The 26,025-nt window shown below is 73.1% G+C and carries 27 protein-coding genes, 2 tRNA genes and 1 riboswitch; of the genes, 12 read left to right on the top strand and 17 right to left on the bottom strand.

Features of this window, described 5'->3' with window-relative positions; all coding sequences use genetic code 11:
• Window positions 1–242 precede the first annotated feature (242 nt).
• The 14 genes from LO771_RS07915 to LO771_RS07845 form a co-directional block, all read right to left on the bottom strand.
• Window positions 243–352, bottom strand: a tRNA-Ser gene (locus LO771_RS07915).
• Entirely contained in the window at window positions 340–1,524 is a 1,185-nt protein-coding gene (locus LO771_RS07910) for a tyrosine-type recombinase/integrase (protein ID WP_230649251.1), read from the bottom strand. The genes LO771_RS07915 and LO771_RS07910 overlap by 13 nt, the downstream gene beginning before the upstream one ends.
• Window positions 1,524–1,736: an excisionase family DNA-binding protein gene (locus LO771_RS07905; RefSeq protein ID WP_230649250.1), complete on the bottom strand. Its 213-nt coding sequence runs from the start codon at window positions 1,734–1,736 to the stop codon at window positions 1,524–1,526. The genes LO771_RS07910 and LO771_RS07905 overlap by 1 nt, the downstream gene beginning before the upstream one ends.
• On the bottom strand, window positions 1,729–3,075 hold the full coding sequence (locus LO771_RS07900; protein ID WP_230649249.1) for a replication initiator: 1,347 nt from the start codon (window positions 3,073–3,075) through the stop codon (window positions 1,729–1,731). Before LO771_RS07900 ends, LO771_RS07905 begins: the two co-directional genes overlap by 8 nt.
• On the bottom strand, window positions 3,075–4,085 hold the full coding sequence (locus LO771_RS07895) for a DNA cytosine methyltransferase (RefSeq protein ID WP_230649248.1): 1,011 nt from the start codon (window positions 4,083–4,085) through the stop codon (window positions 3,075–3,077). The genes LO771_RS07900 and LO771_RS07895 overlap by 1 nt, the downstream gene beginning before the upstream one ends.
• Before the next feature lie 74 nt (window positions 4,086–4,159).
• Window positions 4,160–4,336, bottom strand: a complete 177-nt coding sequence (locus tag LO771_RS07890; protein ID WP_230649247.1) for a hypothetical protein — start codon at window positions 4,334–4,336, stop codon at window positions 4,160–4,162.
• A gap of 5 nt (window positions 4,337–4,341) precedes the next feature.
• On the bottom strand, window positions 4,342–4,533 hold the full coding sequence (locus LO771_RS07885; RefSeq protein WP_308188856.1) for a hypothetical protein: 192 nt from the start codon (window positions 4,531–4,533) through the stop codon (window positions 4,342–4,344).
• Window positions 4,534–4,629: 96 nt separating this feature from the next.
• A complete protein-coding gene (locus LO771_RS07880) occupies window positions 4,630–5,181 on the bottom strand; it encodes a GGDEF domain-containing protein (RefSeq protein ID WP_230649246.1) in 552 nt (183 codons plus the stop codon).
• A 94-nt stretch (window positions 5,182–5,275) separates the two neighbouring features.
• Complete coding sequence (locus tag LO771_RS07875) at window positions 5,276–5,599, bottom strand: SpdD protein (RefSeq protein ID WP_230649245.1); 324 nt, start codon at window positions 5,597–5,599, stop codon at window positions 5,276–5,278.
• A gap of 23 nt (window positions 5,600–5,622) precedes the next feature.
• Complete coding sequence (locus tag LO771_RS07870; protein ID WP_230649244.1) at window positions 5,623–5,817, bottom strand: hypothetical protein; 195 nt, start codon at window positions 5,815–5,817, stop codon at window positions 5,623–5,625.
• A gap of 11 nt (window positions 5,818–5,828) precedes the next feature.
• Entirely contained in the window at window positions 5,829–6,557 is a 729-nt protein-coding gene (locus tag LO771_RS07865) for a DUF2637 domain-containing protein (RefSeq protein WP_230649243.1), read from the bottom strand.
• 270 nt (window positions 6,558–6,827) lie between these two features.
• Window positions 6,828–7,004 carry a hypothetical protein gene (locus LO771_RS07855; protein WP_230649242.1) on the bottom strand — a complete coding sequence of 59 codons (177 nt, stop codon included), beginning with the start codon at window positions 7,002–7,004 and terminating at the stop codon, window positions 6,828–6,830.
• Between the two features lie 85 nt (window positions 7,005–7,089).
• Window positions 7,090–8,466 carry an FtsK/SpoIIIE domain-containing protein gene (locus LO771_RS07850; RefSeq protein ID WP_230649241.1) on the bottom strand — a complete coding sequence of 459 codons (1,377 nt, stop codon included), beginning with the start codon at window positions 8,464–8,466 and terminating at the stop codon, window positions 7,090–7,092.
• A 6-nt stretch (window positions 8,467–8,472) separates the two neighbouring features.
• Window positions 8,473–8,823 carry a hypothetical protein gene (locus LO771_RS07845; protein WP_230649240.1) on the bottom strand — a complete coding sequence of 117 codons (351 nt, stop codon included), beginning with the start codon at window positions 8,821–8,823 and terminating at the stop codon, window positions 8,473–8,475.
• Between the two features lie 150 nt (window positions 8,824–8,973).
• On the opposite strand from LO771_RS07845, the gene LO771_RS07840 reads away from it, so the two are divergent.
• The 7 genes from LO771_RS07840 (at window position 8,974) to LO771_RS07810 (ending at window position 15,326) form a co-directional block, all read left to right on the top strand.
• Window positions 8,974–9,339: a winged helix-turn-helix domain-containing protein gene (locus LO771_RS07840; protein WP_230649239.1), complete on the top strand. Its 366-nt coding sequence runs from the start codon at window positions 8,974–8,976 to the stop codon at window positions 9,337–9,339.
• Between the two features lie 227 nt (window positions 9,340–9,566).
• On the top strand, window positions 9,567–10,790 hold the full coding sequence (locus tag LO771_RS07835) for a helix-turn-helix domain-containing protein (RefSeq protein WP_230649238.1): 1,224 nt from the start codon (window positions 9,567–9,569) through the stop codon (window positions 10,788–10,790).
• A 19-nt stretch (window positions 10,791–10,809) separates the two neighbouring features.
• Entirely contained in the window at window positions 10,810–11,292 is a 483-nt protein-coding gene (locus LO771_RS07830; RefSeq protein ID WP_230649237.1) for an NUDIX hydrolase, read from the top strand.
• The gene (locus tag LO771_RS07825) at window positions 11,282–11,764 is read left to right on the top strand and encodes a hypothetical protein (RefSeq protein WP_230649236.1); all 483 of its coding nucleotides are present in this window, start codon (window positions 11,282–11,284) and stop codon (window positions 11,762–11,764) included. The genes LO771_RS07830 and LO771_RS07825 overlap by 11 nt, the downstream gene beginning before the upstream one ends.
• Before the next feature lie 589 nt (window positions 11,765–12,353).
• Window positions 12,354–13,406 (top strand): DNA cytosine methyltransferase, encoded by a 1,053-nt coding sequence (locus LO771_RS07820; protein WP_230649235.1) that lies wholly within the window; start codon window positions 12,354–12,356, stop codon window positions 13,404–13,406.
• A gap of 22 nt (window positions 13,407–13,428) precedes the next feature.
• Window positions 13,429–14,505, top strand: coding sequence for a hypothetical protein (locus LO771_RS07815; protein WP_230649234.1), 1,077 nt, complete (start codon window positions 13,429–13,431; stop codon window positions 14,503–14,505).
• A 377-nt stretch (window positions 14,506–14,882) separates the two neighbouring features.
• Window positions 14,883–15,326, top strand: a complete 444-nt coding sequence (locus LO771_RS07810) for a hypothetical protein (protein ID WP_230649233.1) — start codon at window positions 14,883–14,885, stop codon at window positions 15,324–15,326.
• 191 nt (window positions 15,327–15,517) lie between these two features.
• On the opposite strand, the gene LO771_RS07805 is transcribed toward LO771_RS07810, so the two are convergent.
• Window positions 15,518–15,606: transfer RNA gene (locus LO771_RS07805), tRNA-Ser, on the bottom strand.
• Window positions 15,607–15,675: 69 nt separating this feature from the next.
• Window positions 15,676–17,256, bottom strand: coding sequence for a S1C family serine protease (locus LO771_RS07800; RefSeq protein WP_230649232.1), 1,581 nt, complete (start codon window positions 17,254–17,256; stop codon window positions 15,676–15,678).
• A 166-nt stretch (window positions 17,257–17,422) separates the two neighbouring features.
• A riboswitch (TPP riboswitch) is annotated at window positions 17,423–17,559 on the top strand.
• Here LO771_RS07800 and LO771_RS07795 point away from each other — a divergent pair.
• From LO771_RS07795 to LO771_RS07780, 4 genes are all read left to right on the top strand, one after another.
• Entirely contained in the window at window positions 17,549–18,970 is a 1,422-nt protein-coding gene (locus tag LO771_RS07795; protein ID WP_230649231.1) for a cytosine permease, read from the top strand. Its footprint overlaps the riboswitch before it by 11 nt.
• A 69-nt stretch (window positions 18,971–19,039) precedes the next feature.
• The gene (locus LO771_RS07790) at window positions 19,040–20,089 is read left to right on the top strand and encodes a glycerophosphodiester phosphodiesterase (RefSeq protein ID WP_374228094.1); all 1,050 of its coding nucleotides are present in this window, start codon (window positions 19,040–19,042) and stop codon (window positions 20,087–20,089) included.
• Window positions 20,090–20,278: 189 nt separating this feature from the next.
• Entirely contained in the window at window positions 20,279–20,956 is a 678-nt protein-coding gene (locus LO771_RS07785) for an ATP-binding protein (RefSeq protein WP_230649230.1), read from the top strand.
• A gap of 472 nt (window positions 20,957–21,428) precedes the next feature.
• Entirely contained in the window at window positions 21,429–22,427 is a 999-nt protein-coding gene (locus LO771_RS07780) for a DUF5926 family protein (RefSeq protein ID WP_230649229.1), read from the top strand.
• A 467-nt stretch (window positions 22,428–22,894) separates the two neighbouring features.
• Here the strand turns inward: LO771_RS07780 and LO771_RS07775 are convergent, their stop codons facing one another.
• Complete coding sequence (locus LO771_RS07775) at window positions 22,895–23,662, bottom strand: bifunctional DNA primase/polymerase (protein ID WP_230649228.1); 768 nt, start codon at window positions 23,660–23,662, stop codon at window positions 22,895–22,897.
• Between the two features lie 824 nt (window positions 23,663–24,486).
• Between LO771_RS07775 and LO771_RS07770 the strand changes: the two genes are divergently transcribed.
• On the top strand, window positions 24,487–25,935 hold the full coding sequence (locus LO771_RS07770; RefSeq protein WP_230649227.1) for a PP2C family protein-serine/threonine phosphatase: 1,449 nt from the start codon (window positions 24,487–24,489) through the stop codon (window positions 25,933–25,935).
• The last annotated feature ends 90 nt before the right edge of the window (window positions 25,936–26,025 follow it).

The following is a 26,025-nucleotide window of genomic DNA, read 5'->3' as shown; positions in this document are numbered from 1 at the left end:
ACCGCCACCCCGGAGCCGGGTTCTGCCGCACAATCCTCGACCGGGTCGCCGTCGATGGGCCGCTCCGGCCCGCACAGGGCGGCTACGAGGGCTGACGCCGACAAGCGGGGCGTACGGCCCGCCTCCTCCTCCTGTCCGGTTCCACGGCGAAAGGCAGGTACGGGCAGCCGGGCACAACACCCTGGCATGCGACCGGCCCCTGACCGATGGTGCTGGTCAGGGGCCGGTTCGTGCAGCTCCCGCGGAGGGCGAGGGATTCGAACCCTCGGCCAGGGTCACCCCTGGCGACAGTTTTCAAGACAGCACCACCAGCCGCAGCCGGCGGCGTGAATGCGCTGGTCAGGGAGCCTCCGAGGCCCCATCTTCGGTGCCGCTCCCGTCGGCGTGCCATTCGCGTGCCACTTCGGGCCCGCCGTGCCGTTCGTCGCCCAACCATCCGTCCATGGCCATGGCGACCTCTGCGTCACGGCCGGGCACGGGCCGGGCGTAGTGGCGGGTGGTGACGCTGCCGTTGGAGTGACCGAGCCGACGGGCGGCCGTCATGACCCCGTGCCGGTCGGCGACCCAGGACGCATGCGACGCGCGAAGGTCGTGAGGAGTCACGTCCTCCAGGCCGGCGGCCGTCACCGCGGGGTCGAAGCAGGCTTTGCGCCACTGGTTGTAGCGCAGCGGCGTGCCGCTTCGGGTCGTGAACAGCAGCGTGTCCCGGGCCGCCGGCAGTCCATCGAGGTGGACGGCCAGCCGTTTCACCAGCGACGGCGACAGCGCGAGCGTGCGCTTCTGGTGCGACTTGGGCGTGTCGAAGGTCAGCACGCCCCCTGCGTCGGACAGGTTCTCGTCCACCAAGAGGAGGCCGGCTGCCAGGTCAACGTCCGAGCGCCGTAGGGCGAATGCTTCCCCGATCCGGAGGCCGGCGAAGGCGAGCAGGGCCACCAGGACGTCATACGGTTGCTGCGTCTCGCGCACGAGGCGGGCCGCCTCCAGTGGCGTGAGGATGTGCGGTTCAGTCTCCGGCATCCGAGGCAGTCGGACGTCCACGCAGGGCGACTCCCGCCGCAGACCGTTCGCCACCGCCGAGCGCATCACCTGGGACATCAGCCGGTAGGCCTGCCGAATGCGGGACGCGCTGAGCCCTTCGGCCCCCATGGCAGCCACCCACTCCCCCACCATGATCGGACGGACCGCGGCCACCTCCCGATCACCGAATGCCGGGGCGATCCGCGACCTGATCAGCCCCCGGTAGAGAGCCCGCGTCTTCGGCTTGAGCTGCGGCTCCACCGATGCCAGCCAGCGGTACGCCCACGTCTCCACGGTGATCCGCCCGGCGTCAGGGTCGAGCCACCGCCCGTCCTCGATCTCTATGCGCTTCTTGGCCAACCAGAGGTCAGCGTCCGTCACCGTGGCAAAGGTCCGGTCAGCAGGCCGCAGAACGCCGTCCGGGCCCACGTAGCGTGCCTGGTAGCGGCCGGACGGGAGCTTGCGGATGGCGCCGAACTGGCGGCGCCCGACGCGCTTCCTGGCCATCAGGCAGCCACCCCCAGCCGAGGCCGGCGCAGGGGAGCCGGGTGCACGGTGTTGGCCGCGATGTAGGCGGCGAGGGCATCGGCCGGGATGCGGACGTGGCGTCCGACCTTGACGAACGTGATCCGCCGCTCCTCGATGAGCCGGCGCGGGAAGCGCTCGGTCGTGCTGAGGATCTCGGCAACCTGGGCGATGGTGAGCAGGCCGTCAGGCACGGGTGGGTTCTCCTTCCGTTCCGGGTGCGGGGGCGATCGCTTGGGCGAGCCAGGTCTCGCCGGGGGTGAGGCCGGTGCCGGCGAAGGCCCAGTGGGCGAGGACGAGGGCCGTCTCCTCGTCGGCGGGCGGGGTGTCGGGGCCGTGGAGGTGTTCGGCGGCTTGGGCGCGGCGCCAGGCGGCGCGGGCCTCGCGCAGGGCGCCGAGGGTGGTGGAGTAGCGGCGGGTCTTGGTGGAGAAGTGGCCGCGGAAGCCGAGCATGTGAGCCCAGGCCCGCAGCCGCAGATCGCCCAACTCGGGGTCCGCGCCGAGGTCCCAGCAGGTGCGGACCAGGCGGCGGGCGTGCTCGGAGATGTCGAGGTGGGCGAGTTCGGCGAGGAACCTCACCGGGCGGTCGAGGGCGCCGGTGGCGGTCTCGGCTCCCTTGGTGGCGTACTTGGCGATGTAGGCGGCGACCGCGCGTTCGGTGACGGGGGTGGGGCCGTCAAAGTCGGCGGAGCGGATGGTGCGGATGTCGAGCTGGGGGCCGAACCGGAACTCGTAGGAGCGGCCGCCGTGGTCCAGGGCGGGCGGGCAGGCGCGGGCGGCGGCGGCGCGGATGGCGTCGGCGAGCAGCCCGGGGGTGGCCCAGGGCGGGGGCGGGGTGTCGCCGCCCTCGGGGCCGTCGAGGCGGATCACGGCGTGGAAGTGCACGGCGCCGCGGCGCTGGTACTCGGCGACCTTGCCGAAGGAGACCCGCGCGTGGTTCTTGAACTCCCGCTGGGTCAGCCCGGCGGCGCGGGCGAGTTCGCGGCGCAGGTGGATGGTGAAGCGTGCCCACAGGGCGCCGGCGTGGGCGTTCCACAGCACCGCGGCCCGGTAGTCGTAGGTGCCGGGGTCGATCGGTGTGCCGAGGGCCGGGTCGTCCTCGCCATGCAGGGTGCCGCAGCGGCAGGGGCGGGCGTCCTTGCGGCGGTGGTGGACGGGGCCGAAGGAGGGGGCGGTGAAGGTGGCGAAGACCCGCGGGTGCGCGGCGACGGTGGCGGGGACGCCCTTGCCGCCGGTGAGGCCGGCGGTGATCAGGTGGTAGGTGTCGCGGCGGTAGGTCTCCGCGCAGGGGGCGCAGCGGGTGGCGCGGCGGTTGCCGCAGCGCAGCAGCAGGTTCCCGGCGGGCAGGTTGGCGGATTCCAAGTGGTGCAGGACTTCGCCGGTCGGGGCGTGGATCTCGGTGCGCCAGCCGTCGAGGCGGATGGGGCGGGTGCAGCCGGCCAGGCCGGAGAGCTGCCGCATCAGGGCGGGCATGGTGCCGAGCTGGGCGATCTGCTGCAGGTCGGCGACCGGGGGCGGGGTGGCGGCGGGCATCAGGCAGCCACCCCTACGCGGTCGGCGGCGGGGACCAGGGTGCGGAGGACGGCGGCGGCCAGGCGCGGGGGGACGGCGTTGCCGGCCTGCTCGAACTGCTTGGTCTTGGTGCCCTGGAAGGGGTAGCCGGGCGGGAAGGTCTGCAGGGCGGCGGCTTCGGCGACAGTGATGCGGACGGAGTCGGCGCCGTCGGGGCGGTTGCCGCCGTTGCGGAGCGCCCAGGCGCCGCGCTGCTGGGCCTGCTTGAGGGCGTTGCGGGCCTGGGTGGGGAAGGGCTCGGGTCCGCCGCTCCTGCCGCCGCCGGCGGTGACGGTGGGAGCTGGGCGGTCGGTGGCGCCCCAGCCGAGGGCGTCGGCCATGCTCACCCACGGGGCGGGGGCGGAACCGAAGAGGGTCTCAGGGCCGGGGTTCTTGGCGTGGGTGGGCTGCGGCGGTGCGACGGGGGCGAGGGTCGAGGCGAGGAGGAAGGCGCGGCGGCGGGTCTGGGGGACGCCGTAGTCGGCGGCGTTCAGCACGCCGGTCCAGGTGGCGTAGCCGACGGCGGCCAGGTGGCGGGCGGTGTGGGCGAACACCGGGGCGGCGGCAGGGACCTCCTCCAGGGCGATCCAGCCGGGGCGCAGGTCGAGGGCGTAGCGCAGGGGTTCGGCGACCAGCAGGGAGCGGGGGTCGGTGCAGGCGGTGCGCAGGGCGGTGCGGGTGTCGCGGCCGGCGGCGAGGTCGTCCAGGGCCTGCAGGCACAGGGGCAGGTCGTCGCTTCCGGCCCGGCGTCCGGCGGCGGACCAGGTCTGGCACGGCGGGGAGGCGATCAGCCCCGCGACCTTCCCGGCCAGGGGCGCGGTGGGGTGGGCGGCGACGTCGGCGCGGACGGTGGTGTGCCCGGCGGCGGCGCGGGTGGCGCAGGCGGCGGGGTCGGTCTCCAGGCCGATGTCCCGGTGGCCGAGGGCGGCGAGGCCCTGGGTCCAGCCGCCGGGGCCGGCGAACAGGTCAAGGATGCGGGCGGGTGCGGGCATGGCAGTACCCCCTTCGGAAGGGAGGAGGGGCCCCGGACCGGCCCGAAGGTGCGGGGCGATCCGGGGCCGGGCGGTCAGGACGCGGGACGGCTCTCGGCCGGGGCGGGGTGGGTGTCGGTCCACTGCTCGGCGCAGACCTTGTGGACCGGCTTGCCGCGGCCGGAGCGCAGGTTGGTGGGCTGCTCGCACACCCCGCAGGGGGCGGGCTTGGGGGCCCAGTGGCGGGCGTCGCGCCAGTCGAGGAGGGCCACGACACTCACCGGCCGGCCGCGGCCAGGGCCAGGCGGCGGGCGGGGACGGCTCCGGCGCCGTGGCAGGTGCGGCAGGCGACCGTGACCGTGGGCAGGGTGCCGTCCGCGCGTCGGGGGCCGAGGCTGACGGCGGCGGTGGCGTGGCCGTCGCAGTCGGGGCAGACGCGGACCGGGGCGGGGGTGGTCTGGGGCATCATGGAGGTCCCTTCCGGGCTCTTGGGTTCGGGATGGGGTTGAGGTCTCCGGGGCGGCGGATGCTTGGCGGTATCGAGGCCGCCCCGGGGACCGGTCTTTCAGCGGCGGCGCGCGGTGCGGCCCGAGGGCTTGGCCGCGTACATCGCGGCGTCCGCGGCGGCGAGCGCGTCACTCAGCACGGGCATCGGCAGGTCCGCCACGCGGGCGGCGCCGACGGAGGCGGACAGCGGCAGCAGCACCCCGCCGTGCGGGACGGGCCGGCGCAGCGCGGAGCGCAGGGCGGGAAGCCGGTCGGATCCGTCCAGGACGGCGGCGGCGAACTCGTCACCCCCGAGGCGGGCGGCGACGCCCATGCGGCCGGTCCAGGCGGCGAGCCGGTCGGCAGCAGCAGCCAGGACGGCGTCCCCGGCGGCGTGGCCGTGGGTGTCGTTGGTGTGCTTGAAGTCGTCCAGGTCGACCAGCAGCACCGTGACCCGGGCGGGACGGGTGCGGATCAGGTGGTCGGCGCGGGCGGTGAAGCCGTCGCGGGTGTGCAGGCCGGTGAGCGGGTCACGGCGGGCGCCGGCCAGGCGGCGGGTGAGCACCGCGCCGTGGGCGGTCCATCCGGCGAGCGGGACGCCGGCGGCGGCGAGGAGCGGGGCGAGGTCCATCGGGCGGGTCCTTTCCGGGCGGCAGTGCGAGATGGGGGTTGAGGTCTGCGGGGCGGCGGATGCTTGGCGGTATCGAGGCCGTCCCGGGGACCGGTCAGCGGCGCGGGGAGCCGGGGCCGCCGACCAGGGAGCGCAGCACCACGGCGGCGACCGCGACCGAGACGGCAGTCACGGCGACGGCGAGCAGCAGCGCGGTCAGCACGGTGGCCAGGGCCACGACACCCGCCACCGCGGCGGCACCGGCCGCGACGTAGGGGGCGACCGGTCGGCGGGGAGCCGGGTGCGGGGCGTGGACGACTGTCGGCGGCGCGTAGGCAGCCGGGGCGATGCCGTGGTAGCAGGTGCAGGCCGGGGCTGCTGCGGGCTGCCCTGCGGTGGTGATCACGTGAACGGGGGCGGGGAGCTTGGGCCGCAACATGGGGGGTCTCCTTCCGAGGGCGGTTACTTGGTGGTGTGGTTGACGGCGTCCACCCCGGAGCGGGTGGTGTCGTCGATGAGCGGGGCGAAGATGGTGCCGGCCAGGTAGAAGCCGAAGAGGACCAGGGCGAGCACGGCCCACCAGCGCAGCCGGAAGAACTTCACGACCAGCCAGGCGACGACGCCGAGGACCAGGACGAGGGGGAGCGAGACGGACACGACAGGTCTCCTCAGGTGAGGTGGGCGGTGAGAGCGTCGGCGAGCTGCGGGGCCACCCCGAGCCGGGCGCGCAGCGTGGCCGCGTCGATCGGCGCCCCAGTGCGGGCGCGGTGCGCGTCGGCGACCTTGCGGGCGTGGTCGACCAGCGCCGCCGGCACCGCAGGAGCAGCCGCCGGGGCCGGGACGGGGGCAGCCGCGGCCGGGGCGGGCGCCGGCGGTTGCAATGCGGCTGGGAGCAGGGCCGGCCGCGGGTCGGGGGCCGGGACCAGTTCCGGCTCCGGGGAGGGGGTCTCGGCGGGTTCGGCCGCGGGGGCCGGGGCGGTGTAGACGGAGTCCGGGGTCTCGGCAGGCTCCGCCTCATCGGTGCCGGTCCGGGTGTGGGCGAGGAGGGTGCCGCCGAAGAAGGCGACGGCGGGCCATCCGGCGACAAGGATCCGCAGCCAGTCCGGAACCGCGGCCAGGTCGAGGAGTCCGGCGGTGGCGACGTTGGCGCCGAGCGAGGCGGTCAGGGCGGTGGCGAACCAGGTCCAGGCCGAGCGCGCCGGGGCCCCAACCGCGCGCAGGGTGCGCATCCGGCGCCAGGCGGCGACCAGCAGCAGGTCCACGGAGACGGGGTAGGCCCACGCCTTCCAGCCGTCCTGGCCGGCCGCCGCCGCGATGTCGTGGAGATGGGCGAAGGACAGGGCACCGGCGATCACGGCCTGCACCAGGACGGCGTCCGGGCGGGGCAGTCGGGACATCGGCGGTTCCTCCTTCCAGGTGGGTCGGGGCCGGGACCGGGCGGGGCGCGGTGGGCCTGCCGCCCGATCCCGGCGGCGCGGGGTGCTACTCGTCGGGGTTGGTGCCGGTGCCCAGGCAGGTCGGGCACAGGGCCGCGGTCCGGCCGACCGGGCGGGCGGTCTTGCCGCGGCCGACCCGGTGGGTCTCCTCCACCCAGCCGGATCCCTGGCAGCCGTCGCAGGCCGGCGGCGCCGGAGCAGGGGCGGGGCGTTTGCGGGCGGCCACCGCGCTCACCGGTCCCGACGGGCACGGTCGGCAACGGTGCGGGCGTCGCGAGCCGTCTGCCTGTCGTCGGGGCGGGTGTCGGCGATGCGCTCCGGCAGGCCGGCCCGGTCGTCGGCCGGGTCGTCGTCGTCCAGGGCGGCGAGGAGGGCTGCGATCTCGCGGGCGGAGGGTCCTCGGGGCATGGGTGGTGCTCCTTCCGGGTTCGGGCATGGCGGGGGTAGGGACGTGGCGCGAGGCGGTCGCGCCGACCGAGGAGGGCGGGGCGGGTCAGGGGATGGCCGGGACCCGGGTGGGCTTGGGCGGGATCCGCGGCGCCGGCACCGCCGCGACCGGCCGGAACGCATCCAGCCGGGGCAGGTCCGGGACCAGGTGCGCGCTGTTCCGGCAGATCCGGGCCGCGTCCGCGAGGGACAGGTGCGCGGGGCGGATACGGGACCAGGCGCCCGAGGCGTCCCCGGCCACCGCCAGCCCCGGGGTGCCGGGCGGGATCTGCGTGGCCGCGGCCATGGCCTGCTCGGAGATGTCCCCCAGCCCCATGCGGGCAGTCTCCACATCATTGACCCGGTGCACGACCCGGGCCGTGAGCTGCGAGCGCAGCAGCGTCGCCCCCCGGCCCAGGTCGGCGCCGAAGCGCTGCCCGGCGACGTCGAGGAAGATCCCGGCCGCGCGGGCGAGCTGGGCCAGCCGGACCAGGGCGGTGACGATCTCGTTGCGCCGCTTCTCGTCCGCCTTGGTGGCCACGAGGAACAGCTCCGCGATCTCATCGACCACCACCACGACCGGCACCGGCCGCACCGTGGCCGGCAGGCCCCAGATGTCGGCGGTGACCTGCTCGTCCGGCACCCACCCGGGGATGCCCTGCTGGGCGCGGATCAGGTCGTAGCGGGCGTCCATCTCCGCCACCAGCGCCCGCAGCACGTCCAGCGCCGCATCCGGGTCGGTGGCCAGCGCGGAGAGCCGCGGGGCGAACGGGGCGTGCTCCACCCCGCGCTTGCAGTCGATCCCCACCAGCGCCACCGGCCGCACAGCCAGCGCGCAGACCAGATTGCGGACGAACGTCGACTTGCCCGCCTGCCCGGCCCCCAGGATCAGCGAGTGCGGCTCGGTCCGGTAGTCGCGCACGAACACGGTCCCGTCCTCACGCAGCGCCACCGGCACCCGCACCGGGTGGCCGGCCCGCACCGCACGCGGCATCCGCACACGCCGCAGCACGTCGAAGCCGACCAGCCGCAGGTCCACCACCCCGGGGCGTATCTCGCTCACGTAGGCGGCGTGCACCCCCCACGCGTGCCGCAGCCGCTCGGCGGCGGCCACCACATCCGCGGTCTCCTGCCCCCGGGCCAGCCGCAGCCGAAGCCGCAGCCCCGTCGCGGTCGGACGCACCCCCCGCACCCGCGGCGGCGTCGGCTTGAGCCCCTGCCGCTCCTCACCCCGGGCGACCAGCGTGCGCCACATCGACGGCTCCACCGCCAGCCCGCACGCCTCCATCACCTCCGCATAGGAGTGGGCGATCCGGGCCGCGGTCACCGGCAGACCGATCGCCGACCAGTACGCGCGGGGCGCCTTGACCCGGGCGTAGGCGGCCCCGGCACCGCCGGCGACCAGCGGGCCACCCAGTTCCAGGAGAGGGGTCCAGTCAGCCACGGCGGATCAGCCCTGCACCGCAGCCGGGAACTGGGCCGGCACGAGCGCCACCGCACGGAACGAGATGCCGTGCCGCTTCTGCCCGTTGAACTCGTTCTCCCAGTCCCGCGCCTTCAGGCCCACGACCGAGACCGGCATGCCCACCTGCAGACCCTCGGGGATGCCGGACGCCGGGATGGACACGGTGTAGAGGTTGGCCTCCCCCTCGTCGGCGACGGTCAGGCCCACGGTCATCATCTGCGCGCCGGTCTCCCGGTCGAGGGCGATCTCGCCCGTCTGCTTGTTGACCACCTTCGGCGCGGCCGGAACGGCCACGAACACGATCGCGGTAGAAGTGTCGATCTTGAAGGACGGCATGACTGCTCTCCTGTCGACTTACTTGAAGTTCTTAGTACTCCAAGTGGCGATGGCTTGAGGGTGACTTGGTATGCCAAGAGTGTCAAGTGCTCGTGCTCGACTGCATCTCTCGCTTGTGCTGCACTTGGTACGTCAAGTGGGAGAGGGGCCATGGCAGAGCACAGCGGCAGGGCGATGTACTTGCAGATCGCCGACGAGATCAAGCGGCAGATCCGAGTCGGCGAGCTGCACCCAGGAGATCTACTGCCGTCCGAAGCGGAGATCGTCCGGGAGCACAACGTCTCCAGGACCGTTGCCCGCCAAGCAATGAACCGGCTCGTGGAGGATGGCTACGCGACCTCACACCAGGGGAAGGGCCGGTTCGCGGCCGAACCCACCGGTGCGGCTGCGAAGCACACCCCTGAGTACGAGCTGATCACTGCGAGTCTGGCCGCGATGCACCAGGACGTTCGGCAGCTCGGCAAGCGTCTGGACCAGCTCGAAGATCTTGTGCGTCACCAGTTGCGAGCGCAGTGACGATTCGATCCGTTCGCCGGGACATCTGAACCAGCTCTTCCCCCAACTCCCTGATCAGCTCTGCGATGTGATCGCGCTCCGCCGGAGTCAGCACTGCGACTCCCCTCCTGCACCGCTCGTGGGTCCGACGTACGTTCGAGGTTGACCGCAACGCTAGAAGCAACCGCCGCCAGGACCCCGGAATCCTTTTCCGGGGTCCCCGTGTACAGGGGAGCGACGCTGAAGCCATGCGAGGAATGACGACGAACCTCACCATCGGCGAACGAGTGGCCTGGTACCGGCGGCGGCGTGGCATGTCTCAGGACGTGCTCGCCGGGCTGGTCGGCCGGACCACCGACTGGCTCAGCAAGGCCGAGAACAACCGCATCGAGCTGGACCGGCTGTCGGTCATCAAGAGCCTGGCCGACGCCCTGGACGTGACTCTGGGCGACCTGCTCGCCGAACCCTCCCTCATGGAGTGGACTCCTGAGAGCGGCCGGCGCACCGTTCCTGTCCTGCGCGAAGCCCTGATGAACTACCGCCAGCTCACCCCGCTCCTCGGGGTTCCCACCGAAGGCGAGCCGACCGACCTCGCCGAACTCCGCCGGGACGTCGCCGACGTCTGGGACGCCTACCAGGCATCGCGGTACGGCTATGCCACCCGCCGACTCCCGCTGATCCTCGCGGACGCCATCCTGGCCGCCCAGTCCTACACCGGCCGGGACGGTACGCAGGCCCACGAGCTGTTGGCCATGAGCTACCAGGGCGCCGCCATGGTGCTGACCAAGCTCGGCGAGACCGACCTCGCCTGGATCGCAGCCGACCGCGGACTGTCCGCCGCCCAGCAGGGCGGAAGCCCGATCATCGTCGGCTCCCTCTTCCGCTCCGTCGCACACTGCCTGCTCTCCAACGGTCGCTATGACTCCGCCGTCCAACTTGTCCAGGACGCCGCCGGCTACCTGCGGCCCGGACTGCGCGACGCCACACCCGAATACCTGTCGATCTTCGGGACGCTCCTGCTCGCCGGCTCCATGGCCACCGCCCGCGCCGATGACCGCAACACCACTCGGGACTTCCTCACCGAGGCCGGCCGCGCCGCCGAGCGCATGGGCCACGACGCCAACCACATGTGGACCGCCTTCGGCCCGACCAACGTCGCCATCCACCAGGTGGCCACGGCCGCAGAACTCGGAGACATGCAGGTCGCCGTCGAACTCGGTCCACAGGTCGACACCGCCGGCCTGCCCACCGAACGGCGCGCCCGCCACAACCTCGAAGTAGCCCGCGCTATGAGCGCCCGCAACCAGGCCGACGATGCCCTGTCCATGGTCCTCGAAGCCGAGCAGTGGGCGCCCGAGCAGGTCCGGCACCACTACCTCGCCCGCGAACTCGTCCTGAACTGGGTCCGCAACCAGCGCACCCGCCCCGGCCGCCCGCTCGCCGACCTCGCCCAGCGACTGCACGTCGTCTGACCTGGGTACTGTGGAGCCCATGGCCCCCAACGAGCACGAAGCCAAGATGGCGCACCCGCGAATGGCAGCGGGTGCGCTCTTCTTCGACGACGCCGACCGCGTCCTCATGGTGGAGCCGACCTACAAGGACTACTGGGAGATCCCCGGCGGGTACGTCGAGACCGGCGAATCCCCCCTGCAAGCCTGCATCCGCGAGGTACGCGAAGAACTCGGCATCACCCCGCTCATTGGCCAATTGCTTGCGGTCGACTGGGCACCCAGCGACCACGAGGGCGACAAGGTCCTGTATCTCTTCGACGGAGGCCATCTCACCCCCGCCGCCCTCGAAGCCGTCACCCTCCAGCCCGACGAACTGCGAGGTGTCCAGTTCGTGCCCATCGCCGCCATCGGCGAGCGCACCATCCCGCGCCTTGCCCGCCGCATCACCGCCGCAGCCCACGCCCGCGCCGGACAGGCCCCGGTCTACCTCGAACACGGCCAACCTGCCGGCCATGCGGTCTGAGCTCGGCCCGGAGCCGGTGTTCCGACTGGACCGGGGTGTCACCGGGTTCTACGACCCGAAGACCGGACCACTGCCGATGGTCGATGTGAGCGCCTTCCGCGCCGGCTGGCACACCGCTGCCCGGATCGCCTGTGGACGAGTCGGCAACTTCATCCCGCAGACGTACCCGCGGACGTTCCACACCGCCACGATCACCAACGGCCACGGAGCGCACGTCATCCTGTGCCACGCTCACTTCCCCCTCATCGCCTTCGTCGCCGATCAGCGATACTCCTACTCAGACGAGTTCCGGGAGGCACCTACGTGGTCGAGCGCCTTCACCGACGCGGCCTTCGTAGTGCTGAGCCTCCATCAGCTCAACTCGCCGCTGTCCAAGGCGGACACCTCCACCCTGGCGGCCGGTGAGCGGCAGGCGATTCGCCACTGGCGACCAACCAGCATCGGCCAAGTGATCTTCAACTCCTGGGACTGAACGCGCCATGCCCAGCAGCAACGGTCCCCATGGCACCGGAAAGTCCAGGAAGAAGATGCGTGGTGGTGCGTAAAAACCTTCTCTACGGGTTCAAGGCGCCGCGCACAGCGCGGCGCGGCCCGCCCCCGCTCGGGCGCGCTCCTGTCTTCGCCCCGCGCCGCCCGGCGGGACGGACCGCAAGTGGGAAAGGGCAGGCATCGGACTGACCGTCCAAACGGCTGGGATCAGCCGGCACCGGGATGACCGGAGGCCGTGCCTAGAGTGCAGACCATAGGGGGCGAGGTAGGACTGCCATCCCGCCCACCATCGACCCAGGCAGAGCCGAGCAGCCTTGCCCTCTGGGGTCCAGGTCGTTCGTACAGTGGCGCGCTCCACCTGGACCCCAGAGGGCAAGCCCGCTCCACGGACGTGTGGGTCGACGGCGGACGGGATGGCAGCGAGGATGCGTGCAGCAACGCTTGGACGGGCGGTCCACGGCGGCATCCTGTTGCAATGGGATGCTGAGTGCTACGGCGTCCGCGTAGCCCCACCGCGCATGATTCGCCACGCGGGCCATCCGCTGTCAGACCGGTAGACTACTGTATCCCTCATGTCTGACCGCACCTTCGTTGACCTCTTTGCTGGGGCCGGCGGCCTCACTCTCGGCCTGAAGCGCGCCGGGTTCACTCCCATCTACGCCCAAGATAAATGGTCAGACGCAGTTGACACGTACAAAGCGAACATTACGGGCCACCTCGTCGAGTGTGGTGACATCGCCGACTTGACAGCAGCACACCTCAACCAGGTCTTGCCCGAGAAGCCCGGTTGGATCGTTGGTGGCCCGCCGTGCCAGGGGTATAGCACCGTTGGAAAGCGGAATCGTGACGATCAACGTAACCGACTCTTTGAGCATTTCTTGCGCGTGGTCAAGCATGTCGGGCCGGATGGATTTGTGATCGAAAACGTTCTTGGCCTGAAGGACATGAGCTTTGAACGAGAAGTCGCCAGCGCATTCGAAGAGTGCGGCTATCGTGTGCACTTTCAAGTAGCAAGTGCAGCTGATCACGGAGTCCCTCAGCTTCGTCGACGCGTGCTCTTCATTGGGCACAAGCAAAAAGAATTCAAGGGGATCGATGCTGCGCTTCAGGCAGATCAGTATGTTTCGGTGAAGGCAGCAATTGGGGACCTTCCCGAGCTTCAGCCGGGTGAGACTGCCACGATCTACAACAAGCCTGCCGAGTCCGACTACCAGCGGCTTATGCGCGCGGGAAGCAAGACGCTCCAAGGGCATTCCGCATCGAAGCACCCGCCGCATCTCATTGAGGCAATCAGGCACATTTCCGATGGCGGAAACCGGACCGAGATTCCTCCGAATCTTCAACCGAAGTCTGGTTTTCACAATTCCTATAGCCGACTCGCTTCGTGGCTTCCCGCGGTGGCGGTCACGCAAAATATGGGCAAGCCTAGCGGGACACGTTGCATTCACCCGTTTCAGCATAGAGGCCTCACAACTCGCGAAGGCGCCCGTCTGCAGTCATTTCCGGACACGTACATCTTCACTGGCCCTTCGACAAGTCAGCGGCTTCAGGTTGCAAACGCCGTTCCTCCCCTGCTTGCTCAGGCGCTCGGGCAGGCTCTGCTCGATCCCGACCACTGGGCCTGACCAACATCGCTAGCATGCGCCCATGACGGATCAGTTCAATCGCCCGCTGGCCGGCTTCGAAGCCATGCTCGAACTCCCTTATGGGTTCACTGCGCGCGCGCCAGAGCCGAACGAGGTGGAGGCCGCGCGCGCAATCAAGTGGCTGGAGAACTCGAGACCGAAGCGCCACAACTTCTGGCCAGCGCTGACCTTGGCCTTTGTAGCGCAGGCAGAGATTCTGCTGGCAAAACTTTCCGAGCAGAGTCACCCAAACGCGTTCACCTCGATTAAACGCCGTGAGACCTCGGCAGCTCGGGCGGTTGATCAGCTGACTTGGGTGGTAGGCGAAACAGAAATCCCTGTTAGGCGCTTCTATAACTTTGCCGCTGAAGTAATCATGGTCCAAATGCGAAGGCATCACCCTTCCAGCCCCGGGCACGCAACGTCAAAGTGGGAAATGTACAAGCCTTTCATCGAGAGCGTTATAGCAGCTAGCCCGGGTGGACGCCTGGCAGTTGCCCAGTGGGTATGGAAGCATGGCGTACTCGATAGGCAAATGACCGTTAGCACTTCTCACAGGGAGCGTCAGCCGCGCCCCTTTTACGAGATGCTGAAGGATCTTGAGACTGGTTCTGGCACGACTGGCGGGGCGGTTTTCCAGTCCCTCGTCTATGGCTACCTTTATGCCGACTCGCCTACCTTGACTGTAATTTCTCAGCGCGTAAATACGGGTTCTCGTCGGGCCGGGGTAATCGGCGATGTTAGTGGTTTCCTTGGGGAGCATGTCGTCCTTGCGGCTGAGGCTAAGGACAAGCATCTAACCAAGGCAGACGAGGCCGACCTGATGACTTTTATCACAGAGTCTTCGGCATTCCCGGACTTGGATGCTGTTGTCTTTGCAAGGTCATTTGACTCCTACATCCAGGATGTCCTGTGCGAGGCGGAAGTACGTTGCTTCACTCGAAATGAAATGATTCACACTGTCAGCCTATGGGACGTGCCAAAGCAGGAAAATGCGGTGCGTTCGGTCAGGTTCTTTTTGGGTCAGATCCAAAAGAACCCAAGCCTGGTTGAGCGGGTCGATGAGTTCATTAAGGATCTTTACGAAGAGCCAGTGTAAGTCTATTTACGGCCGCCTTGCAGATAAGGGCGGAGAAGGTGTAGCGGTATTACTTCAGCGCCTTCTCCGCTCATGCGGCAGACTGAGAATTCTTGGCTAATCTGACTTTCGCTGCCACGCCTTTGATTCGGGCGACTGCATCGCCAGCCGTCTTATGATTCCAATCGCGGGAGGTCTGTCGACGAGAGATCATGCCAATGTCCAGAGAGCGGTCTCCTATCAGCCACAGCGACGGCAACGAGGCTGAACCCTGCTCTGGCTGCCGGGCGGAACAAGCCAGCACCCGTGCCCGGCCGGGAAGCACAGCAGCTTTGCGGGGCATCACCAGTTTGGGTGCCCCTCCGATCACGCTTGGGCATGCGGGGAAGGGTCCTCGCATGAGTCCCGCACCGAAGCAAGAGCAGCCAGACGAGGCACACCGGTGGCCGGCCAGTGTGGACAAGACGACCGTGGAGGCGGTGGGAAAGCTCTCAGAGGCCCTGGAGACCACAGAGAGGGCCCGAGGCCACCTGTACGCCTTCCACCAGCTCACAGGAGGCGCAGACCTGGCTCTGGGGGAGGCTGTGCGCCTCCTGAGGGAGGCAGGGCATGAGGAGGCTGCCGGGCTGCTGGAGACCGAGGTGGTGGGCCGCAACGTCATCCCCGGGCACTGGACCTTCCAGATCATCGAGGCGTACAACGCCACCTACTACCGCCCGTTCGCGGCGGTCGAGGAGAAGATCCGCGGCGAGCTCGTCCAGGGGCGTGAGCACCTGTACGAGGCGTGGATGAAGGAGGACCGGCGTACCCACGGCCATCCGGATCACACAGCCCGGCCGTAGCCGCAGACGCCCGCCGAGCAGACCGAGCGCGCCGCGTGCCCGTCGCCGGAGGATCCAGCGGAGCATGCCGTGCCATTCGCGTGCCATGACGGGCGGGGAGCAACGGGGAGTCCCGGGAAGCAAGGGTCACCAGACACGCCACCGGCCCCTGACCGTTGGTACTGGTCAGGGGCCGGTTTGTACGGCTCGCGCGGAGGGCGAGGGATTCGAACCCTCGGCCAGGGTCACCCCTGGCGACAGTTTTCAAGACTGTTCCCTTAGGCCACTCGGGCAGCCCTCCTGGCGGAGGTCAGCCTAACGGGTCGCGGCCGGGCCGGGGTGCGGAGATCGGCATGCCGCGCGGGGCGGGCTACCGGCTGTCGCCCTTGCGCTCGCCGAGGGTGATGGTGGTGGTGCGGCTCTGGCCGTCGTGGGTGTAGACGACCTCCACCTTCTCGCCCGGCCGGTGCGACCAGATCTCGCTGACCAGGGTCGGTCCGCTGTCGATCGGCACGCCGTCGAGCCTGGTGATGACGTCGCCCGGCTTGAGGCCGGCCTTGTCGGCGGGTCCGCCGGGGGTGACGGCCGGGGTGCCCTGGACGTCGGACGGCATGATCTGGGCGCCGTCGCCGTTGTAGTTGTCGTTCCGCAGCACGCCGAGGATGGCGTACACCGGCTGGCCGGTGCGGATCAGCGTGTCGGCGACCCACTTGGCCTGGTTGATCGGGATGGCGAAGCCGAGGCCGATGCTGCCGGCCTGCTCGGTCTGCCCGCCGAAGGGGCTGCTGCCGCCACCGCCGCCGGTGGACTGGATGGCCGAGTTGATGCCGATGACCTGCCCGCCGGCGTTGAGCAGCGGGCCGCCGGAGTTGCCGGGGTTGATGGAGGCGTCCGTCTGGAGGGCGTTCATGTATGACGCCTGGGCGCCGGTGGAGTCGCCGGAGGCGACGGGCCGGTCCTTGGCGCTGACGATGCCCGTGGTGACGGTGCCCTCCAGGCCGAAGGGGGCGCCGATGGCGACGGTGGCGTCGCCGACCGCGACCTTGTCGGAGTCGCCGAGCGGCAGCGGGCTCAGCCGGCCCTTGGGCGGGTTGTCGAGCTTGACCACGGCCACGTCGTAGCCCTCGGCGCGGCCGACCACGGAGGCGCGGTAGCTGGAGCCGTCGGAGAACTTCACGGTGAGCTTGCCGCCGTCGGCCGCCGGGGCGACCACGTGGTTGTTGGTGAGGATGTGGCCCTCGGTGTCGTAGACGAAGCCGGTGCCCGTGCCGGACTCCTGGGAGCCCTCGGCCTTGATGGTGACGGTGCTGGGCAGCGCCTTGGCGGCGATGCCGGCGACCGACGTGGGGGCCCGGTTGAGGGCGGCCTTGTCGACCGTCGAGGAGACGGTGGTGCTGGTGGTGGAGGAGCCGGAGGCGGAGTCGTCCGCGGCCCAGGCGCCGATGCCGCCGCCGATGCCGCCGGCCGCGAGGGCCACGGCGGCGATCAGCGCGACCATGCCGCCGCGCCCGCGGCGCGGTGCGCCGCCGTCACGGTCGGGACCGCCGGGCTGTCCGGGCGCGCCCCAGCCGCCGACGGGGTGCCCGGCGCCGAAGGGGTGGCCGCTGGGCGGCGGCCAGGAGGCGCGGTCGGCCGCGCTCCCGGCCGGGCCGGCCGGGCCGGCGCCCTGCCCGGGGCCGTAGGGCGCGCCCGCGGGGACGCCGTACGGCGCGTCGTGGGCGGGCGGAAGCGGGTAGGCGGAGGGCGGCGGGTACGCCCCCGCGGGCTGCTGCGGCGGCGGAGGGGCTGCCGGGTACGGGCGGTCCGCCGCCGGGGCTGCGGGCGCCGCACCGTCCGACGGCACGGCGGGCTGCGGCGCCGTACGGTCGGGAGCCGGACCCACCGCGTCGTGGCCGCCGGCGGGCTGTGCCCCCTGCGGCCCGGTGAACCCACTCTCGTGCTCGGTGCTCACGGACGACCTCCATGGATGACAGGACCTTGGTCCCCAGCATTTCCCATCGTCCGTCTGGGCGCCGTAAGCAGCACACCCGTGCGGACGACGGGTTCCTTAGGCCGGTTTGATGTGTGCAGGTCGCCGGCCTTGGCGGAGCCTGCCCTTACGCCTACCATGTCTTCTCGAACTGACACGCGGGAGCTTGGACCCAGACCAGGCTGAGAGGGCGCCGGTCGGCCGCAGCAGCGGACCGAGGGGGCGCCGACCGCCGGAACCTGACCGGGTAATGCCGGCGTAGGGAGCACTGGCCGTGACGGCTTCATCGTCCACGTCCCTGTCCGCACCGGCCTCCGCGGGGGCGTCGCAGCCCCCGGGCGAGGCCCCGCTGGTCCTGGACACCGACCCGCCCCGCCCGCTGGGCTTCCGCGACCAGGCGGCCTTCTGGCTGAACCTGGGCGTGAGCCTCATCGGCTTCAGCAGCGCGGTGACCGTGCTCGGCACCGGGAAGGCCCAGCTGTCCTTCGCCGCCTCGGTGACGGCGATCGCGGTCGGCACCGCGGTCGGCACCGCGATGCTGGCGGTGGCGGCGGTCATCGGCGCCCGCACCGGGGCGCCCGCCATGGCGGTGCTGCGCGGCCTGTTCGGCACCCGGCTCTCCTACGTGCCGACCGTGCTGAACATCGTGCAGTGCGTCGGCTGGGGCGTGTACGAGCTGACCGTCATCGCGATGGGCGCCGAGGCGCTCACCCACGGCCGCGGCTGGCACTGGCTGTACGTGGTGCTGGCGGGCGCCGTGACCACGGCCCTGACCGTGCGGCCGCTGGGCGCGATCGCCCTGCTGCGCCGGTACGTGGCCGTGGCGGTGGGCGTGTCGATGGTGTACTTCACGGTGCAGCTGGTGCGGCAGGGGGTGCCGGACCCGGGCGCGGGCAACTGGCACGGCTTCCTGGGCGCCACCGACTACGTGCTGGCGGTGTCGATCTCCTTCGTCCCGCTGGCCGCCGACTACACGCGGCACTCGCGGACCCCCGGCTCGGCGTTCTGGGGCACCTTCGCCGGCTACACGGTCGCCCAGGTGTGGTGCTTCGTCCTGGGGCTGATGGCGCTGCTGCAGGTCCAGGGGGACAGCACGAAGATCTTCGACACCTTCCTCGGGGTCACCGCCGGCTGGCTGTTCTTCGCCGTGCTGGTGCTGCGCGAGACGGACCAGTCCTTCGCCAACGTGTACTCGACCGCGATGTCCGTCCACAACCTCTTCCCCCGGGTGGACCGGCGGGTGCTGACCGTCGGGACCGGCGTGCTGGTGACGGTGCTGGCGCTGCCGGTGAAGGAGTTCGCCGACTGGTACTACGGCTTCCTCGGGCTGATCGGTTCGGTCTTCGTGCCGCTGCTGGCCGTGCTGGCGGTCGACTTCTTCCTGGGCCGCGGGCGGCACGGCGGCTGGGACATGTCCGACGGGGCGCCGTCGCGGCCGCTGATGCTGCTGCCGTGGCTGCTGGGCTTCGTGACGTACCAGTTCCTGGCCCCGTCCGACATCGGCGCCTGGTGGACGGACTTCTGGGGGCGGGTGCACGGCTGGGCGGGCTTCGGCCCGCAGGAGTGGACCTCGGCGTCGCTCCTCGCCTTCCTGGTGCCCGCCCTGGTGACCTGGGCCCTGGTGCCGCTGGGCCGGCGCGGCCGGGGCGCGGGGGCCCCCGCGCAGGACGCCCCGGAGGCGGCCGCCCGCCCGTAGCGCGGTGTTCACCCGGCCGTCCGCGGCGTCGCGGACGGCCGGGGGCGGGTCGCCCGTACGCTGGGCCGCGTGAGCACAGCGACACCCCCCGCACCCGTGCCCCTGCTGGCCGTGCCGAACCGGTCCGCCGTCCGCGTGGTCGCCCACCGCGGCTCGTCGGACGCCGTGCCCGAGCACACCCTGGCCGCCTACCGGCTGGCGATCGAGGAGGGCGCGGACGCCCTGGAGTGCGACGTGCGGCTGACCGCCGACGGCCACCTGGTGTGCGTGCACGACCGCCGGGTGGACCGCACCTCCGACGGCCGCGGGGTGGTGTCGACGCTGGAGCTGGCGCAGCTCGCGGAGCTGGACTTCGGGTCGTGGAAGGACGGCGGGCCGCCCGGGGAGCCGGAGGCGCCGGACCGGGTGCCGCCGGCGCCGGGCCCGGCCGGTACGGGGACGGCGGCGGGCCGGGAGGCCGATCCGGAGCGGTCCTCGGTGCTGACGCTGGAGCGGCTGCTGGAGCTGGTCGCGGACGCCGGACGCCGCGTGGAGCTGGCGATCGAGACCAAGCACCCGACCCGGTACGCGGGCCGGGTGGAGGCGGAGCTGCTGCGGCTGCTGCACCGCTTCGGGCTGCCGGGGCACGGCGGGGGGCGGGCGGGCGGGGGCGCGGAGCCGCCGCCGGTGCGGATCATGAGCTTCTCGCAGCTGTCGCTGCGCCGGGTGCGGCAGGCGGCGCCGAGCATCCCCACGGTCTTCCTGATGGAGCGCCTCCCGCTGCGGTTCCGGGACGGGTCGCTGCCGCGCGGCACGGGGATCGCCGGGCCGGGCATCGACCTGGTGCGGGCCAACCCGGGGTTCGTGGCGCGGCTGCACCGGGCGGGGCACCGGGTGCACGTGTGGACGGTGGACGAGCCGGCGGACGTGGAGCTGTGCCTGCGGCTCGGCGTGGACGCGATCATCACCAACCGGCCGCGGCAGGTGCTCGGCCAGCTGGGCCGCGGCGGGGGGTCGCCGGGCGTGCGGCCTGTCGCGGAGGGGCCGCGGACGGGCGCCGGCGGGCTCCTTCCGGACCCCGGCGCGGCCTCGGGCCGGACGCCGGGCCGCGCTCCCGGCCGGGAACGGGACCGGAGCTGACCGGTTCCGCCCGGACAGGACCAATCCCCGGGCACGACCTCGGGTAATCATCACATTACCGATTGTCTCCATCGTGTTGTGTGTCATATTCCGACTTCGGGCGATCGTGGAATACCCGTTTCCCGTTCATTCACCCTGGGCATTCACCTCTCGGCATGCGGTAGGCATGCGGTGAAGGAGGTCTCGGGGGTGGCGTTGGTGATGGCGCACGAGGTGCCGACTACGTCGACCATGGCACTGCCGCATGGTCCAGCGAGTGTCGGAGCCGCGCGGCGACGCCTGCGCCGGGAGCTCTGCGACCGGCGGGTACCGGAGACGGTCGTCGACGACGCGGTCCTGATCCTGTCCGAACTGCTCAGCAACGCGTGCCGCCACGCACGGCCGCTCGCACCGCTGCCCGACCTCGACCGGGCCGCCCACGGCCCCGGCGGACCGGCGGGCGGGGCCGCCTCCGGGGAGGCGGGCCGGAGGGCTGCCGACGGGAGACCCGGGGAGCACCGGGGGCCCTGGGAGTCCGGGGACGCGGAGGACGTCGGCGGCGTCCTGGTGGGCTGGCAGGTCCACGAGGACGGGCTGCTCACCCTGGAGGTCACCGACGGCGGTGCGGCCACCCGGCCGCGCAGCGCCCGGCCCTCGCTCACCTCGCACGGCGGCCGCGGCCTGAGCATCGTCGGCCGGCTCGCCTCGGACTGGGGGGTGCGCGACGCCCCCGGCGAGGTGACGGTCTGGGCGGTGCTCCCCGTACGGGCGCGCCACGCGCGGCGCACGGCGCACGGCCGCCGGCCGGCCGCGCTGCAGGTCCCCGCGGCGTCCGACCTCGGCCTGTCCGCGGCGCGGCCCCCGGCGGCGGGCGGCGAACCCGCCTGACGGGGCGTGGCAACGCAGGCGCACCGGGCCGCGCGGCACGGCGGGCAGCACGGCGGCCGGCCGGGGCGGCGGGCGGTCGGTCCCCGCGGCGGGAGGCCGGCGGCGGAGCCTGTGCGGCAGTCCCTGCGGTGAGGAATTCCTGATATTCCGTCAGCCCTTTTCGGCGACGGCCGACGGGCACGCGCACGCGACGCACGCCGACCGGACCGCCCCCGCGCCCCGGCCCCTCCCCCTCCCCCGCCCCGGCCCGTCGCCTCCCCCGCCCCCGGCTTCCCCCGCCCCGGCACGGCGGCCCGTCCGACGCGCCGCCGCCGCGGGGCGGGCGCGCCGAAGCGGCCTCGGCCCCGGCACGCCCGGATACGCTTCCCGGCGGAGAGAACCACCCGCCGGGAACGGCGTACCGAGAACCACGCACCGAGAACCGCGCACCCGGCACCGCCGGTCGCGTCACCGCATTGGGGAGACCCGCACCATGGCCAAGAAGGCCGCCAAGAAGGCGTCCCAGCGCAAGCCGTCCGCCGCCGCGTCGCAGGAGACCGCCGCCGATCCCGGATCGGTCCCGGTCGTCGGCGCCCGCGAGCCCTGCCCCTGCGGGTCCGGCCGCCGGTACAAGGCCTGCCACGGCCGGGAGGCCGCGCACGCCGTGCAGCAGCTGGTGCAGCGCCCGTTCGAGGGGCTGCCCGGCGAGGCGGACTGGGTGGCGATGCGCGAGCTGGTGCCCGCCGCCACCGCGCCCCTGACGCTCCGCCAGGGCGTCGCCGGCGAGGGGGAGCAGCCGTCGGTGACGCTGGCCACGGTGCTGCCGATGGCCTGGCCGGCGATGCGCCGCGCGGACGGCTCGGTGCTGCTGGGCCTGCAGACCCAGGCGTCCTCCGGCGACGTCAGCCGGGACCTGGCGGACGCCCTGGAGCAGGCGCTGGCGGCCGAGCCGGGCAGCCCCGTGCCGGGGCGCCGCCCCGCGCCCGGCGGTCCGCGCCTGCAGGACCTGCTGGATCTGTCCGCGCCGGTGGTGCCGACCGTCCACACCGGTTTCGACTTCTGGCTGGAGGACGCGGAGACCGCCTCCGGCGAGGTGGCGGCGTCCCTGGAGCGGGCGAACGCCTCGGTCATCCCCACCGAGCGGCTGCAGGGCGTGGAGTCCGCGTACTGGTGCGGCACGCCGGAGAAGAACCACCTGCGGTGGGTGACCACCCACCCGGAGGAGGAACTGCTGGACGCGCTGGCACGGCTCTCCGCCGCCGGCGAGGCCTCGCTCGGCGAGGGCACCCGGCTGGTGGGCTCGTTCCGGGCGCACGGGCTGACCGTGCCGGTCTGGGACCTGCCCCGGGAGATGTCGGCGGCGGACTGCGAGAAGCCGGCGGCGGCCTTCGCGGAGCGGCTGGCCGACGTCCTGGCCGCGCCCGCGCCGCTCACGGCGGAGGAGCGCCGGGTGCGGGCGGGTCTGGTGAACCGCCAGATCACCCTCGGCTGACCGTTCCGGGCCCCGCCCCCCGCGGCGGGGCCCGCAGCCGGCCCCCGCAGCCGCTTCCCCGCAGACGGCGCCCCGCCGGCGGCGGACCGCCCGCGAGGCGGATCCGTCGGGATCGGGACGGGCTCCGCACCGGACCGGTCACGAATCGCGTGAGACCTGTCACATTTCCGTCGTCGCGACCGAACATCCAGGTCGGGATCGGTCGTGTGAATTTGCGGATCGTCCGATCCTTGTTACCGTTTAAACAGCCCGGTCGCTGGTGCATCCCCCGTCGCCAGCGGCCGGGCGTTCGACTTCCCGGCCCGTCCCCGGCCCCTGCGGCCCGGTGGCGGGCCGTCGGCGTACCGGGGCCCCGCGGCCCCTCCGGCGGAGGCGCGCACCGGACGGCCGGCGGCCCGGCACCGGCGCGGTCAGGCACCGTCCCGGCCCGGGCAGGGCCCGTCGGCACGGCTCCGTTCCGCCGGGCCTCAGTACGCCAGACGGCTGCCGTCGGGCGTCGCGGTGCTCGCCGCCACCAGCGCGTCCAGGAGGTCGCCGACCCGCGGCAGCCAGGGGGCCCCGCCCGGCGCGCCGTCGGCGGCCGCCGGCGGGCGCTCCCACCGCACCGCGCCGCGGCCGGTCCGGGACGGCGGCAGCACCACGTAGCCGCCGGGCCCGTGGTAGCGCAGCGAGGTGGGCACGTTCTCCTGACGGACCAGCAGTTCGCCCAGCTCGTCGAAGCCGAAGGGCGCGACGAGCAGCACGTGGCGGGTCGGGGTGGCCACCACCGGACCGGTCCGCACGTGCAGCGCGTCGAAGTAGTCGAGGACCCGGGCGCCGGCGGCGGCGGGGAGGCTCACCGCCGCGACGGCGCCTCCGGTGGCGACGACGATCGGGGCGTCGGGCCGCTGGGTCCACCACCACCGGACCATCGCCGGGTCGGTGGTGGCCGCGAGCAGCGGCGGGTCGTGGGGGTGGGCGCCCGGGACCGGGCAGTCCGGCCGGGGGCAGGCGCAGCAGCGGACCGTCCGGCGGCGGTCGCCGCGGCCCTGGCGGCCTCCGGGACCCCCTGCGGCGTCCCCGCCGCCGTCGGCGGCCCCGATGCCGCCGGCGCGCTCGGCGAAGCGGTCGCGGAGCGGGCGCGGCTGGGTCCCGGCGCCCGGCAGCACCGGCCATTTCCACTGCTCCGCGCAGGTCAGGGCCGCGGCCGGCAGCGCCGACCTCTTCCTCCGTCGCCTTCCGAGGATCTCGCGCATGTGCGCTCGTTCCTTTCCGTGACCGTTGAGGCTCGGGCAGTGACACACGGGGCGGCGTGAGCGGGCGCCTGGACAAGCGCACCACGGCCGCGCCGTTTCCGGTATGTGGCGAGGGGTGGCGGATGGTGGCGTTTGCCCCCCGCGGCCTCCGCGGAGGTTTCGCTGCGGGCGGCCGTGGGGAGACCCGGGGCCCGTTGTGCGTCGGCGGCGCCCGGATCGGTGCGGGGCTGCGGTGGTGCCGGTCCCGGAGGAGCACCCCCCGGTGTTCGGGGTGACGCGGCGCGAGGAGCGGTGGTTCCGCCGGACGGGGGAGCGGATTCCGGCCGCCCGGGCGCACGTCCATCGTACGGCCGGGACCGGGGGCGCAGCAGACCCCCGGCGGCGCCGGTCGCGGCCATCGCGCCCCCTCCCTCCCGCTCGGACGGCGGCCCCGTACGGGCCGCGCCTGCACCTTCGTCTCTCCGATATCGCGCCCGGCACGCAGGCGGTTCGGAGGAGGGGCCGGTCGGGGGCGCCCGTGGTGGCCGGTTCACCCACCACGGGCCCCCCTGGTCCCGCCGGGACCAGGGGTCGCGGCGCTCACCCCGGGGCGCCTGCCGCCCGGGCGGCGCGGATCCGCGCCCGCCCCCCGCCCGCCTCACGCCGAGGGGCGGTCCGGGATGTTTTCCGGCCATGTTCTCCGGCCATGACACCAGTCACCCGGCAGGGCCGCAGTTCTGGACACGCCCCGATCGGCCTGTGTAGAAGTGAGGTCATTCCTTGCCTTATGGCATCACATGGGGGTGTACCGGCCATGCCGGTCAGCCTCCCGAAGGGCGGATGTCATGACCGAAACGCATCCCTCCCCCACCGGCGCCGGCAGGCTGACCGCCGTCCCCGACCACGAGCACGCGTCGCCCCGCCGGGCCGAGCAGGACCTCGACGGGCAGGCCCCCGCCCACCGGGCCCGGTCCGCCCCGGACACCGTCCTCGGCCTGCCGCTCCCCGGCGCCCCCCTGGGGCAGGACGCCGAGCGGGAGGGGCTCGCGGCCCGGCTCTCCGACCTCTCCGACCTGGCCGGCCTGCACGAGCACACCGGGCGCCTGGCCTCCGCCCGGGGCACCGCCGCCGTCCTGCACACCGTCCTGGAGGCCGGGGCCGCCCTCCTCGGCGCCCGCCGCGGCCTGCTGGTGCTCCGCGGCCGCCACGGCGACGCGGCGGGTCTCGGCCTCGACCGCCCGGAGCGGGGCGCCCTGGAGACCGTCCCCCGCGACACAGGCCCCTACGCCGGGCTGCTCGCCCGCGAGGACCGGCCCGCCCTGGTCCTCCACACCGACCTCGCCCGTAGCCCCGGCACCGACCCCCGCTACCGCGCCGTCGCGGCCCAGCTCGGCATCGGCGCCTCCTGCGCGCTGCCGCTGGCCACCCCCGAGGACGGGCCGGTCGGCGCGGCCGTCTGGTTCTACGACGGGCCGGCCGAGCCCTCCCGCCGGCAGCGGCACCTCGCCCGCCTCTACTGCGCGTTCGCCGCGCCGCTGGTCGCCGGGGAGCTGGAGCGGGAGCGGCTGCGGCGCGACTGCGACGCCCTGCGGCGCGGCCTGCTGCCCGACCTGCTGCCCCGCGTCCCGGGGGTGCGGCTCGCGGTCCGGCACGCGGCCGCCGGACTGGACCGCTCCGCGGGCAGCGACTGGTACGACGCCCTCGCGCTGCCGGAGGGGATGCTCGCGCTCAGCGTCGGCAGCGTCTGCGGCGGCGGGACGGGCGCGGCCGCCGCGATGGGCCGCCTGCGGACCGCTCTGCGCGCCTACGCGGTCCTGGAGGGCGAGGACCCGGTGGCGGTCCTCGGCGACCTGGAGGTGCTGCTGCGGACGACCGAGCCGGCCCGGTCCGCCACGGCGCTGTACGCGTGGGTGGACCCGGCGGAGCGGCAGGTCGCGCTGGCCGGGGCGGGGAGCTGCCCGCCGCTGCTGGTCGGCGGGCGGGGCGCGGACTTCGTCGAGACCTCCCTCTCCGCGCCGCTCGGCATGCTGGGCTGCTGGGAGGCGCCCGCGGTGGAGCTGCGCGCCGACCCGGGCGACGTGCTGGTCCTCTACACCGAGGGCGCGGCCCGGCGGTGCGGACCCGGCCTGGACGCGGGCCAGGCCCGGCTGCGGGCGGCCGCGGCGGACGCACCGCCCGAGGTCCGGCAGGACCCGGAGCGGCTCTGCGCCCACCTGGAGGCGGTCTGCCTGGCCGGCGGGGGCGCGGCCGGCACGACGGACGACCTTGTGCTGCTGGCCGCCCGCCTGGGCTGATCCCTCCGTCCGGCCGGACCGCCCGGCCGGGACCGGCCGCCCCGGCCGGGACCGCGTCCGGACCGCTCCCGCACCGCCGGGCCCGGCGGA

Source organism: Streptacidiphilus sp. ASG 303 (assembly GCF_020991365.1).
Taxonomy (GTDB): Bacteria; Actinomycetota; Actinomycetes; order Streptomycetales; family Streptomycetaceae; genus Peterkaempfera.
This window is presented reverse-complemented; position numbering and strand designations above follow the sequence as displayed.